The organism is Acerihabitans sp., assembly GCF_036398755.1.
GTDB lineage: Bacteria > Pseudomonadota > Gammaproteobacteria > Enterobacterales > Enterobacteriaceae > Acerihabitans.
Window position 1 is genome coordinate 31,209 of record NZ_DASWOM010000011.1, and the last position, 12,070, is coordinate 43,278.

The 12,070-nt window shown below is 58.4% G+C and carries 11 protein-coding genes; 8 read left to right on the plus strand and 3 right to left on the minus strand.

The window, feature by feature from the left end:
- Positions 1-4: 4 nt before the first annotated feature.
- Entirely contained in the window at positions 5-1,057 is a 1,053-nt protein-coding gene (locus VGC33_RS01635; RefSeq protein WP_331118361.1) for an ABC transporter substrate-binding protein, read from the minus strand.
- Between the two features lie 190 nt (positions 1,058-1,247).
- Between VGC33_RS01635 and VGC33_RS01640 the strand changes: the two genes are divergently transcribed.
- Together VGC33_RS01640 and VGC33_RS01645 are read left to right on the plus strand one after the other, a co-directional pair.
- Positions 1,248-2,045, plus strand: coding sequence for an ABC transporter ATP-binding protein (locus VGC33_RS01640; protein WP_331118363.1), 798 nt, complete (start codon positions 1,248-1,250; stop codon positions 2,043-2,045).
- Complete coding sequence (locus tag VGC33_RS01645) at positions 2,042-2,572, plus strand: OsmC family protein (protein WP_331118365.1); 531 nt, start codon at positions 2,042-2,044, stop codon at positions 2,570-2,572. The genes VGC33_RS01640 and VGC33_RS01645 overlap by 4 nt, the downstream gene beginning before the upstream one ends.
- 53 nt (positions 2,573-2,625) lie before the next feature.
- On the opposite strand, the gene VGC33_RS01650 is transcribed toward VGC33_RS01645, so the two are convergent.
- Entirely contained in the window at positions 2,626-3,333 is a 708-nt protein-coding gene (locus tag VGC33_RS01650; protein ID WP_331118367.1) for a GntR family transcriptional regulator, read from the minus strand.
- An 83-nt stretch (positions 3,334-3,416) separates the two neighbouring features.
- Here VGC33_RS01650 and VGC33_RS01655 point away from each other — a divergent pair, with 83 nt between their 5' ends.
- The 5 genes from VGC33_RS01655 to VGC33_RS01675 all read left to right on the plus strand — a co-directional run bounded on the left by VGC33_RS01655 (position 3,417) and on the right by VGC33_RS01675 (position 9,518).
- A complete protein-coding gene (locus VGC33_RS01655; RefSeq protein ID WP_331118369.1) occupies positions 3,417-4,760 on the plus strand; it encodes an FAD-dependent oxidoreductase in 1,344 nt (447 codons plus the stop codon).
- Positions 4,761-4,777: 17 nt separating this feature from the next.
- Positions 4,778-5,521 (plus strand): enoyl-CoA hydratase/isomerase family protein, encoded by a 744-nt coding sequence (locus VGC33_RS01660; RefSeq protein WP_331118371.1) that lies wholly within the window; start codon positions 4,778-4,780, stop codon positions 5,519-5,521.
- Entirely contained in the window at positions 5,518-7,083 is a 1,566-nt protein-coding gene (locus tag VGC33_RS01665; protein ID WP_331118373.1) for a CoA-transferase, read from the plus strand. Before VGC33_RS01660 ends, VGC33_RS01665 begins: the two co-directional genes overlap by 4 nt.
- A 181-nt stretch (positions 7,084-7,264) precedes the next feature.
- Positions 7,265-8,530 (plus strand): MFS transporter, encoded by a 1,266-nt coding sequence (locus tag VGC33_RS01670; RefSeq protein WP_331118375.1) that lies wholly within the window; start codon positions 7,265-7,267, stop codon positions 8,528-8,530.
- 76 nt (positions 8,531-8,606) lie between these two features.
- On the plus strand, positions 8,607-9,518 hold the full coding sequence (locus VGC33_RS01675; protein WP_331118377.1) for an AraC family transcriptional regulator: 912 nt from the start codon (positions 8,607-8,609) through the stop codon (positions 9,516-9,518).
- Positions 9,519-9,529: 11 nt separating this feature from the next.
- Here VGC33_RS01675 and pdxK read toward each other — a convergent pair whose 3' ends face one another.
- Positions 9,530-10,366, minus strand: coding sequence for a pyridoxine/pyridoxal/pyridoxamine kinase (gene pdxK, locus VGC33_RS01680; RefSeq protein ID WP_331118379.1), 837 nt, complete (start codon positions 10,364-10,366; stop codon positions 9,530-9,532).
- 342 nt (positions 10,367-10,708) lie between these two features.
- Between pdxK and VGC33_RS01685 the strand changes: the two genes are divergently transcribed.
- Complete coding sequence (locus VGC33_RS01685; protein ID WP_331118427.1) at positions 10,709-11,602, plus strand: oxidoreductase; 894 nt, start codon at positions 10,709-10,711, stop codon at positions 11,600-11,602.
- Positions 11,603-12,070: the final 468 nt, after the last annotated feature.

The following is a 12,070-nucleotide window of genomic DNA, read 5'->3' on the forward strand; positions in this document are numbered from 1 at the left end:
AGGCTCACGCGGCGGCGTGGTGTTCGTGATGAGCCGCGTCCGCGGGGATCAAATCGGGTACATAATGTTCGGCAAATCGCTGTGCGTCGGTATCGGGCCGGATGACGTTGATGGTCTTCAGCTCATTGACATAGAAGGCCACTTCCTGGCGCAGCCGCGCGCCGGTGGAATGATGTTGATGGGTATGTTCCCGCAGCATGGCGGCAATATCCCCCGGCGCCACCGTTCCCGGCACGAAGGGGGCGAAAATTTTGGCGGTCTCGTCCGGATGTTCGGCGGTCCACTGCTGGGCATCGACTATCGCCTGGGTAACGGCGCGGGCAATCGCCGGGTTTTCCCGGACCAGCGAGCCGCGCAGCCCCAGCACGCAGCAGGTGAGATTGGCGTATTCGCCGCTGAGATTGTTATCCACCTCCAGCAGGTCGTAGCGTTTTTTCAGCAGCCAGCCCTGCGGATCGTCACTGGCGATGGCCTGCACCTCGCCCTTGCGCAACGCCTCGCCGAACAGATCGGCCGGGTACTGTACCCAATTGACCTGCTTATCGGGATCGATACCCTGCCTGGCCAACTGAATGGCGAAAAAGTTGCGGATCGGACTGGCCTGGTCGCTGACCGCCACCGATTTGCCCACCAGATCCTTAACACCGCCGATACCGGCGGTTTTCGGCGCCAGCAAGCGCATGCAGCCGCCGTGCGTGCCAACGGTAAGATCGACGTCAAAGCCCTGTTCCAGCGGTTTTAGCCAGCGCAGCGCCATGCCGATGCCGCCATCCGCCTGCCCGGTGGCGATGGCCTGCAACAGCGCGTCGGTGGGACCGCTGAAATTGACCGGTTCGACGTTCAGGCCGTAGCGTGTGAAAAACCCCTGTTTCAGCGCCACCGAAATGGGCGACTGGCAGACCGCGGTCTGGCCCCAGGCCAGCTTGATGGTTTTCAGTTGCGTATCGGCCGCACGCGCAAGCGTAGGTAATAACGGACTCAGGCTGAGACCCGCGCCGACAAGACCCACATTGCGCAAAAAATGCCGCCGGGAAAACGTTAAATTATTGTTGCCCATTTTTGTTATTTACCTATTTGAGGATGTTTATAATTATTACTATCCGCATAAAGGTGCGAAGAATTAAATAACATTTTCTCATATTCAAATGTGATTATTTATTTGCGTTTTACGGCTTAACTTAATTCATTATTCGCATTTCCTTTTTTCTTCCGCCGGCGTTAGGTTGCTTAGCTACAGGAGAAAAATAATGGCATCTATCCCGCTGGAAAATAGTCGTGGCCTGGAATTGAATGTGGCGAATGTCAGCCACCAGTTTTATTTGGGCGGCAAAACGTTACCGGTATTGGATCGGGTCTCGCTGAAGGTGCGCGCCGGGGAATTTGTGGCGCTGCTGGGGCCTTCGGGCTGCGGTAAATCCACCTTGCTGCGGCTGGTCGCCGGCCTGGATTCACCCACCTCGGGCGCTATCACCGAAGACAATGTGGCGCTGGTGGCCCCGGCGCCGTCCAGGGTGGTGGTCTTCCAGGATCCCACGCTTTACCCCTGGCGCACGGTCTATGACAACGTCGGCCTGGGATTGCAGACCGGGAAAAAGCGGCCGCCGGACGCGCGATCGCGGATTGAACGCATCCTGCAGCGGGTAGGGCTGGCGGAGTTCGCCAATGCCTGGCCCAGCCAGCTTTCCGGCGGCATGGCCCAGCGCGCGGCATTGGCCAGGGCGCTTATCAACCATCCGCGCCTGCTGATCCTGGATGAACCGCTGGGCAAGCTGGATTCCCTGACGCGAATCCATATGCAGCGCGAACTGGTCGATTTATGGCGCGAGCAGCGCTTCAGCGCACTGATGGTGACGCATGACGTGGAGGAGGCGCTGCTGATGGCCAATCGCGTGATTATCTTCAGTCCCCGGCCGGCGTCCATCATCGACACCATCGAGGTGGAATTACCCTATCCGCGGCGCCGCAGCGATCCGCGGTTAATCGCCCTGCGTACGCAGGCTTTAGCGCAATTAGGCGCGGAATCAGCCATGGAAGAACCATCATGAGCAACTTGCAACAGTATTTGGTGCAAAAACGCGCGGCGTTGCTGGCGCGCAATGCCGTCGATCCCGCCACCCTGGCGCCGGTGACGCTGAAAGCGCGCGCCACGGCGGAAGGGCGCAGCGGCATCCGTCATATCCGTATCCGCCAGCATCATATTATCAGCGATAGTCCGGCGGATTTTGCCGGCTACGACCTGGGGCCGGCCTCGCCCGAGATTTTCCTCGGCTCGCTGTCCAGTTGTCTGACGCATATTTTCCTGATCCACGCAGCCGACCGCCAGATCCCGCTGTCGCGCCTGGAAGTGGAGGTACAGGCGGAAATCGATCAGCGCGGCGGCAAGGCGCCCGGCTTTGAAACGGTGCCGTTCTATCCCTACAATATTCGCTATATCGTCGAACTGGACTCCAGCGCCAGCGAAGCGGAGATAGCCGCCCTGCACCACGCGGTGGAAACCTGGTGCCCGGTGCTGAACCTCATCAAAAACCCGCAGTCGCTGGAAGGCACGCTGATTTATAAACACGTCGCCTGACATCCCCGCCAATACGGCGGGTCTCGCCAGGCCGCCCGCGCCGGGTGTAAAAACTAGTAGCGGGCGGGCTTGGCCGCAAATTTCGACAGGGTCGCGTAGGTGAGTTTTTCAAGATACTTCATCAACCGGCGCACCGCCAGTCGCGCGGCCCGCTCATCTCGGGCGATAATCGTGTTCAACACATCGCTGTGGCATTTCGCGCCTTCGGCGAAGGCTTGGTTTTGCTGGATATTTTGATACCAGAATCGTCGCGACTGGGCATGACTGGTCATCATGATCTGGGTCAACATGCTGTTGTGCGCGGCTTTGACTTCATTTTCATGAATCTGGCGATTATATTTAAGATATTGAATCGTATCGCCCTTGGCCGCCGCCTGAAGAATGCCGCGGCTGAGGTGGGCCATGACGTCAAGCTCTTCGGCGGTTGCGCGCACGCAGGCGCATCCGACCATCAACTCTTCCAACGGTTTTCTCACCTCCAACAGCTCAAATTGCTGGTGAATGTCGGTACCGCAGACCATAGTGCCGCGACGGGGCTGCATTTCCACGAAACCAATCTGGCGCAAACGTTGCAAGGCTTCACGAATTGGCGTGCGGCCCATATTGAGCTGGGTCGCCAATTGCTGCTCTGACACCATCGTATTGGGCGGTAGTTGCCGCATCACGATCATCTCTTCCAGCTGTTCAAAAGCGATATCCGTCAATCTCAGCTCGGGTTCCGGCCGCATGGCCACGATCGCGTCCCCTTTTTTTGCACTCATCCACATATCCTTTCCGTTGCACTTGACACTGAATAGTATACATATTAAACATGTCGACATCTGACATATCAGGAGTCGACAATATGGATATCAATATAACCGATCGTCGCGGGGTCCAGGCCCGTGATTGCGATGTGCTGGTCGTTGGCGGCGGCGCAGCCGGTCTGGCCTGCGCGGTAACGGCGGCGCGACAGGGTTTGAACGTCATTTTGCTGGAGCGTTATGGCTATTGCGGTGGCGGGGCGGTCGCCGGCCTTTCGGGGACAGTGTGCGGTTTATACCTGGCGAGTGAAACGGCGGAGCAAAAGCCGCAGCAGATTGTTTTTGGTTTTACCGAGACGTTTTGCCAGGCATTAGAGGCCCGGGGCGGCCTGAGTGAACCGCTGCGTTACGGCAAGACGTGGACGCGCGTTCATGATCCGCTGAAATGGCGAATGACGGCCGATGATTTATTATGCGATGCCGGTGTAAACGTGATTTACCACTCGGTTGCTATTGGCGTGTTGCTTGACGGCGGCGAGAAAGTCGATGGCGCCATGGTCTGGACCAAAGAGGGATTATTGCGCATCAACGCCGGGATAACCGTTGACGCCAGCGGCGATGCCGACGTCGTCGCGATGGCGGGCCGGCCCGATATCATAGGGGACCAGGGCGTGGTGCAGAATCCCACCATGATATTTCATTTACAGGGTGTGGATGTGCCCCGGTTTCTGGCCCGCCATGGTGCCGATACCATTATGGATGAATCGGTTTCCGCGCTGATTTATGAGAAGAACCAGTCGGGAGCCTATGCCTTGCCCCGCAATAAAATCTGGCTGTTCCCCACCACCCAGCCGGGTGAACTCCTGTGCAACTGTACCCGCATTACCGGTTGCGATAATCGTGAACTCAACGCCCTCTATTACCGTGATTTTACCGAGGCGGAAATAAACGGACGACGGCAGGCTATGGAATATGCGCGGTTTTTCCGCGATAACCTGACCGGATGCGAACACGCCTGGTTAAGCGACACCGCGCATCAGGTCGGTATCCGCCAGAGCCGTCAGCTGCGGGGGCGGAGGGAGCTGAAAAACGCCGATGTGGTCAATGGCCGCAAATGTGCCGCCGCCATTGCCCGTTCCGCCTGGCCAATCGAGCTTCATGCGGGGAGCAAACCCAAAGTGGAATGGCTGCTGGACGATTATTACGACATTCCCTACGACTGTTTTGTGCCCGCATCAGGGCGGGGATTGCTGGTCGCCGGGCGCTGCCTGTCGGCCGAGCATGAAGCGGTCGCCTCCGCCAGGGTGACCGCCCAATGTTTTGCCTACGGCCATGCCATCGGCCACGCCGCCGCGATTGCGGTGAATAACGGCCTGGATCCCGATGAGATCGACCCATTGGAGATTCGCCAATTTTTGCGCCGCGATGGCGCATCTCTGGAATGACCCAGGAGTGTTAAATCATGTTGAGTGTTGAAACCCACGGCGCTACCCGTCGTCTGATCCTCAGTCGCCCCGAGCGCAGGAACGCCTTGGGCGGTGAAATCATGTCCATGCTGTTGGCCGAATTGAAACAGGCGGAGCGGGAGCCTCAAATCCGGGCCATTGTGCTGACCGGCGCGCCCCCCGCGTTTTGCGCAGGCAGTGATTTAAAGGAGCTGGGCGGATTATCCATAGCCGATATGTGTCTGCACGAAGCGGATACGGCCGCGGTTGCCCGCTATTTCGCGGTGCTGAGCAAGCCGATTATCGCCGCGGTCGAGGGTTACGCGCTAGGGGGCGGTTTTATCCTGGCGGCGTCTTGTGACGTGGTGGTCAGTGCTGCCGATGCGCGCTGGCATTTGCCTGAAGTGTCCAACGGCTGGTTGCCGCCATGGGGCCTGCAGGCGCTGATTGCCCGCACCGGCGCGCATCGCGCGCGCGCGTTGTGCTGGGGCATTGCCGCCATGGACGGCGCCCAGGCACAGGCCATCGGCCTGGTCGACCAGATCTGTCAACCCACGCGGGCCGATGAGCAGGCCATGGCCATCGCGGAAAAATTCGCCTTGCTGCCGCCATCGGCGGTGGCTTCGTGCAAGCGCTATTTTGATCCCCTTTTGAATAATAATGCGGACTATCTTGACCGCCTCGCTTCCCGGCACTTTGCCGACGATTGCCTTGGCGGCCAGGCACAAACCGTCCTCGCCAAATATGGAGAAAAAAAATGAATAAAATCATGACGGCGGAACAGGCCGTCGCCGGTATTCAAGACGGACAAACCGTGGCGGCGGTGGGCGTAATCGGGTGGATTGTGCCGGACCAGACGCTGAAGGCATTAGGCCAACGTTTCAAAAATACCGGCGCGCCGCGCAACCTGACTTTTTATTTCCCCTGCGGCACCGGTGATGCGGTAAATATCAAGGGCATGGACCATGTAGCGCAGCCAGGACTGATGAAGCGCATTGTCTCAGGTTCGTATATCAATCCCGTCGATCCCGCCACCGGTAAGCGGCCGGCCCTGATGGGATTGATACAGGATAATAACGTTGAGGCCTATTCATGGCCGATCGGCGCTTCCATGCAATGGCTACGTGAAGTGGCGCGAAAATCTCCCGGCTATATTTCCCGCATCGGCTTAGGCACCTATGTCGACCCCGATTTTGGCGGCGGCAAGTTTACCGCCCGCTGTGAAGAAGACTTAATCCGTAAAATCCATATTGATGGAGAAGAGCTGCTTTATTACCCGACATGGGATATTGATGTGGCCATAATCCGCGCCAGCAGCGCGGATGAGTTTGGCAATCTTTCTTTCGAGGAGGAGCCGTTGCTGTCGTCTGGCATAGCGCTGGCGCTTGCCGCCAAAGCCTGCGGCGGCAAAGTCATCGCGCAGGTAAAAAATATCGTCAAGCGGGGTGAACGCCTGGCCAACGACATTCGTCTTCCGGGTATTTTTATCGACAGCATCGTCCAGGATCCCGATATGCACATGGGCAGCAATGTCGGCGACGACAAACATTATCTGCAACCTGCCGTTGCGTTTACTCATTTGCCGGATATTCCCTTCGGTCCGGATAAAGTTATCGCCCGCCGCGCCGCAAAAGAAGTGCGCCGGCAAGAACTGTCGATATTCGGGTTTGGCGCGGCGGCGGATATTCCGCTGGTTATGGTCGAGCAGGGTATTATCGATCCCGGCAATTGCTATGAGGATTACTGGTTCACCACTGAGCACGGATCTTATGGCGGTATTGTCATGAATGGCTGGCAATTCTCCGCCAATCGCCATCCTGACGCATTGCTGGACGGCTTGACGCAATTTGATGTAATCGATGGAGGATTATGTCGTTTTGCCGCCCTAGCGTTCGCGGAATATGACGCGCGCGGCAACGTCAACGTCAGTAAATTTGGCAAGGCCAACCCCGGCGCGGGAGGCTTTACCGATATTGCCTTTAACGCGCGGCGCCTGGTTTTTACCGGCTCGTTCACCACCGGCGGCCTGGATATTGCCTATCAACAAGGAAAGATGCATATCCGCCAGGAAGGCAAGGTCAGTAAATTTGTTCATCAGGCGCAAAGCATTACCTATGCTGTCGGACAGGGGATAAAGAAAGGGCAGGACGCGCTGATTATTACCGAACGGGCGGTGTTTGAAGCGACGGCGGACGGCCTGATATTAACCGAAATTGCCCCGGGCGCGGATTTGCAGCGCGACATTCTTGATAAAATGGAGTTCGCTCCCGTTGGTATCCTTGATCCGCTTCCTTTGATGGAATCATCATTATTCGTTGAATAATAATTAATGAGGCCTGTTATATTCAACAGGCCTTGAGCCGTATCTGTCCCTATATTAGCCGCAAACGGCGGGCGCCGTTAATACTGTTATTATCGGTCTCGCCGCCGTCGGCTAAACCTACAATAAATTATATGGCGACAAGCCAGAGGGTACTTCTATGCTCAAGCGTTTACGGTGGACAATGGTTTTTATGTTGTTTATGGCCGGCGTCATCAGTTATCTGGATCGCGCGGCGCTGTCCGTTGCCGCCCCTTTGCTGACCAAGGATTTAAACCTGGACCCGGCTGAACTGGGTATTGTATTCAGCAGCTTCTTCATTGGCTATTCGCTGTTCTGTTTTGTCGGCGGACACTTATCCGATCGCCTGGGGCCAAAAAAAGTCTTGCTGGCGGCCATGCTGGTGTGGTCGCTGTTCTGCGCCTTAACGGCCGGCGTGGCCGGTATCCTCTCCTTGTTGGTGGTCCGGGTAATCTTCGGCATGGGGGAGGGGCCTTATGCCACATGCACCAATAAAATCATCCACCAATGGTTTCCGGTCGAGAAACGCACCACGGCGGTGGGTTTGGCTAACGCGGGTCAACAGGTGGGCGGCGCCATCGCCGGTCCGTTAGTCGGATTGATTGCCGTCACCTGGGGGTGGCGCGTTCCTTTTCTTCTTATCGGCTTTTTGGGGTTGATATGGCTAATCGTGTGGCGTTTTACCGCCAGCGACAAGCCGCAACTGCATCCCTGGCTGCGCGGCCGCCTTGACGAGTCAATCGACCCTACGCCCTCCGTTGCCCGCGAGGACACGCCCGCTGTTTCCCTGGGGCAATATTTGCGCCGGCCGACCGTTCTTGCCACGTCCTTTGCCTTTTTCGGCTACGCCTATGTTCTTTACTTCTTCCTGTCATGGTTCCCGAGCTTCCTGATGATGGAGCGTCATCTGAGCCTGGCCAGCATGAGCTGGGCGAATATTGTGCCCTGGGTGTTCGGGGCCAGCGGCATCATCTTGGGCGGCCTGATTTGCGATTTGTTGTATCGAAAACTGAAAAAAGGCATTCTCGCCCATAAAATCGTCATCGTGGTCAGCCTGTTGATTTCCGCCTGCTGCGTCGCCCTGGCCGGGCAGGCTTTCAGCGTCGCCGTGGCCATTGGCCTGATGTCGGGCGCCGCCTTTTTCACCAACCTTACCCTGAGCGCCTATTGGGGCATTATCTCGGATACGGTGCATGCCAGCCGCATCGGCAGCGTGGGGGGATTTATGCATCTGGTGGCTAATACCGCCGGCATTATCGCGCCCACGTTAACCGGTTTTCTCGTCAAGGCCACCGGGACATTCCAGAGCGCTTTTCTTATTTCCGGCGCCGTTGCGTTGCTCGGCGCGCTGGGGGTGGCTATTTTTGTCCGCCAACCCACTCTTTATACAGCGCGTCGCCGATCGTCCGACATTCGTGCCGACGGTTAACCAGGGGCGATGATAGCCAGATTAAAGCGGATGATACATAATCGTATACCCGCTTTTCTTTTGCAGGAGTCCTGTGGTGTCCGATCCTTTTGCGCAAGTGGTTGCCTTGCTCCAGCCGAGCACACCCTATTCCAAGATTGCCAGCGGCGCGGGCCGCTGGCGCGTTCAGCGCTCTGAGCCGGGACGGCCATTTTACTGCGCGGTTCTCGAAGGTGCCTGCCGGCTCGCGGCCGATGGCAACGAACCGCTGATCCTGGCCGAGGGTGACTTTGTCCTGATCCCGGCGGTGCATAACTTCTCGACGTCCAGCCTGCTTGCGGCGGGTCCGCAAGACCTCGTCGTCGCGCCAACCCTATTGGCCAATGGCGAATTCAGGCTAGGTAATGCGCATGGCCCCGCCGAGGTTCGCTTGCTGATAGGCTACTGCGTTTTTGATTCTCCCGACGCGGCGTTGCTGGTTTCGCTGCTGCCCAGGTTGGTGCATGTCCGCGGCGAAAAGCGGCTGGCCACCATCCTGCAGCTGGTGAGGGAAGAAGCGCGTTCGCAGAGGCCCGCGCGCGATATTATCCTGGCGCGGCTGCTGGAGGTGCTGTTTATCGAAGCCCTGCGCTCAACGGTTGGGACGTCGGCGTCGCCCGGACTTTTGCGCGGGCTGGCCGACGACCGCGTCGCGGGCGCATTGCGCGGCATGCATGAAACGCCGTCACGCCCCTGGACCGTTGCGCAATTGGCGAAAGAAGCCTCCCTCTCGCGATCGGCGTTTTTTGAGCGTTTTCATCGTGCCCTGGGCGTCGCCCCGATGGAATACCTGCTCGCCTGGCGCATGGCATTGGCCAAGAATTTTCTGCGTAGCGGAAACCTGGCCATGACCGAAGTCGCCCAGCGGGTCGGCTACAGTTCGGCCAGTTCGTTCAGCGTGGCGTTTAACCGCTATGCGGGGCTGCCCCCGGCCCGGTACGCGCGCGAACAGGGCGAAGGGGCCGAGTAAACAATCCGGCGCTAGCGGTCATGCAGCAACAGCTCGCCGCACCCATACCGGCGCGTCCGCTCAAGCGTCGCCATGACATCCCGGTAAGCATGCTCGATCGCCTGCGGGAGGGGGATGTTTTTCAGCATATAGCCGGTCAACGCCGCGCTGAAAAGATCGCCCGTCCCTTTCGGCGTGGCGTTGATGCGCGGATGCGCGAACACCTGTTCCTGGTCGCGGGTCACCATAATGACGCGCATCGCTTGTTCGCTATCGTCGAGGGGCGCCGGCGCGGCGCTGGTGACCACGACCCACCGGGTCCTGCCGGTGAGCAGGGTACGGGCCGCGGCGATGGCCTGGTCTATCGTGGTGATGCGGCGCCCGGTTAATGTTTCCAGCTCAAAGCAATTGGGCGTCATCCCCTGGGCGTGTGGCAGCAGGGTGTCAAGGTAGGCCCGGGTCATCCTGGGGTCGACGTAGATGCCGGTATCATAATCGCCGATAACCGGATCAATGATAACCATAATCTCCGGGCGGCGGGCGACAAGTTGCGTTAACCATTCGGCCAATATTTCCGCCTGCGAGGGGCCGCCCATATAGCCGACCAGGACGGCCCGGGTCTGCCCGGCCACGCCACGGTCATCAAGTCCCCGCAGATAGCCCCTAAACCATTCATCCGGCACCGCGCCGCCGTACAGGGAGGGGTAGTGCGGCGTATTGCTGAACATCACCGTGGGCACCGCCGCGGCGCTGAAACCCATGCGTTGCAAGGTTGGAATGGCGACACTGTTGCCCACGCAACCATAGACCACCTGGGACTGGACGGATATCACATCCACCGGCAGGGTTTTTAGCGACTCGTTGATCATAAAAAATATGCCTTAACCTGATTCTCGTGCATCACTGCGCCTACCCGGCGATAACGGACCCGGACCCCGGCCGGGTTTTTTCATGCATCGCATGCCGGGCTTAGCCAACCCTATAGTACTGTATTCCTTTGGGCAATACTCCCTGCCGCGACCGGTGTAAACAATGAAACAACAGGGATTTTTTTCCTCGCGCAAGCGCTATTTTCAGCGCGACGCATCATGGCGCCTGATTTTAGGGCGCGCGGCGCTGGCGTCAACCGGGCAATGAACAGATTTCGCTGTAATAATGGCGCGGGGCTGCTTAGTATGGCAGATGCCTTTTATCAGCACGGGATGATAGTGATGACCATTGAAAATCCAACCATTGCCCTCGTCGGGCCGGGTGCCATCGGCACGACCCTGGCGGCGGCGCTGCATGAAGCCGGACGCACGCCAACCCTCTGCGGGCGCACGGCGCTTGAGCGCCTGGAGCTGCGCTTCGACGGCGGTCGTATCCTGGTGCCCGGGCCCGTGCATACCGATCCGGGCTTGATCAAGCATACCTTCGACCTGGTTTTCGTCGCGGTCAAGACGACCCAGGTGGCGGCGGCGGCGCCGTGGCTGTACGCATTGTGCGGCGCGAAAACGGTGGTCTGCGTACTGCAAAACGGCGTTGAGCAGCAAACGCTTTTCGCGCCGTTTTTATCCGGCGGCCCGGTGCTGCCCTCGGTGGTATGGTGTCCCGCGCAACGGGAACCGGACGCCTCGGTATGGCTGCGCGCCGAAGCACGCCTCACCCTGCCGGACACGCCGGCGGCCAGCCTGGTGATCGCCGCTTTGCGCGGCACCCGTTGTTCGGTCGACCTGGCGCAGGATTTTACCTCCGTCGCGTGGCGAAAACTGCTGCAGAACGCGGTCGCGGGTTTAATGGTGCTGGCCGGTCGCCGTGCCGGCATGTTCGCGCGCGCCGATATCTCCGGTCTGGCCCTGGCCTACCTGAGGGAATGTCTTGCGGTGGCGCGCGCCGAGGGCGCATTGCTGGGCGACGACGTACCGCAGGAGATCCTCGAGGGCTTTCATCGCTCCCCGCCCGACCTGGGCACCTCCATCCTTGCCGACCGCCAGGCCGGCAACCCGCTTGAATGGGACTGCCGGAACGGGGTGGTGCGCAGATGTGGCCAGGCTCGCGGCATTCCAACGCCGATAAGCGATCTGGTGGTGCCGCTGCTGGCCGCCGCCAGCGACGGACCCGGCTGATTCGAGCGGATGGTCTTTCGCGCCGGGGCCGCGTAAGCCCTGGCGCGCTTCGGGTCGGCATCCTTATCTTCCCCAGGCTCAGCCCGGCCAAGCAGAGGCCGAACCGCGCCCCGTCATTGTCGCGGCGCATTAAAAATGTTTTTATAAACAAGATATAGATCACACTTAGTATTTCTTCTTTAAATCAATAGATTAACCATGATTTTTGTATTTTTGCTTAAAAGTCGTTGTAATTGCAAATCCACGCCGTTGACATCAATGCACACGTGTGCATAAATTAAGTCAATCGCGGCAAAGAATAACGGTTGTGAAAAGAGCGCTTACGCATTGGTATTCATTTAAGCAGGTTAAATTTAAGTGAATCGCCGTTTTTGGGTAAACAACGGGCAGCTGTTGAATAATTGACAATTCTTATTGTTGATGGGTTTAGTGCGCGTTTAAAAACCATGCCGGTCTAAAGTTGGCCAG

Excerpts from the sequence above, each read along its gene's own strand:
- VGC33_RS01665 (WP_331118373.1), top strand. The coding sequence starts at position 5,518 with ATGAATAAAATCATGACGGCGGAACAGGCCGTCGCCGGTATTCAAGAC.
- VGC33_RS01685 (WP_331118427.1), top strand. The coding sequence starts at position 10,709 with ATGACCATTGAAAATCCAACCATTGCCCTCGTCGGGCCGGGTGCCATC.
- VGC33_RS01660 (WP_331118371.1), top strand. The coding sequence starts at position 4,778 with ATGTTGAGTGTTGAAACCCACGGCGCTACCCGTCGTCTGATCCTCAGT.
- VGC33_RS01650 (WP_331118367.1), bottom strand. The coding sequence starts at position 3,333 with ATGAGTGCAAAAAAAGGGGACGCGATCGTGGCCATGCGGCCGGAACCC.
- VGC33_RS01640 (WP_331118363.1), top strand. The coding sequence starts at position 1,248 with ATGGCATCTATCCCGCTGGAAAATAGTCGTGGCCTGGAATTGAATGTG.
- VGC33_RS01645 (WP_331118365.1), top strand. The coding sequence starts at position 2,042 with ATGAGCAACTTGCAACAGTATTTGGTGCAAAAACGCGCGGCGTTGCTG.
- pdxK (WP_331118379.1), bottom strand. The coding sequence starts at position 10,366 with ATGATCAACGAGTCGCTAAAAACCCTGCCGGTGGATGTGATATCCGTC.
- VGC33_RS01655 (WP_331118369.1), top strand. The coding sequence starts at position 3,417 with ATGGATATCAATATAACCGATCGTCGCGGGGTCCAGGCCCGTGATTGC.
- VGC33_RS01670 (WP_331118375.1), top strand. The coding sequence starts at position 7,265 with ATGGTTTTTATGTTGTTTATGGCCGGCGTCATCAGTTATCTGGATCGC.
- VGC33_RS01635 (WP_331118361.1), bottom strand. The coding sequence starts at position 1,057 with ATGGGCAACAATAATTTAACGTTTTCCCGGCGGCATTTTTTGCGCAAT.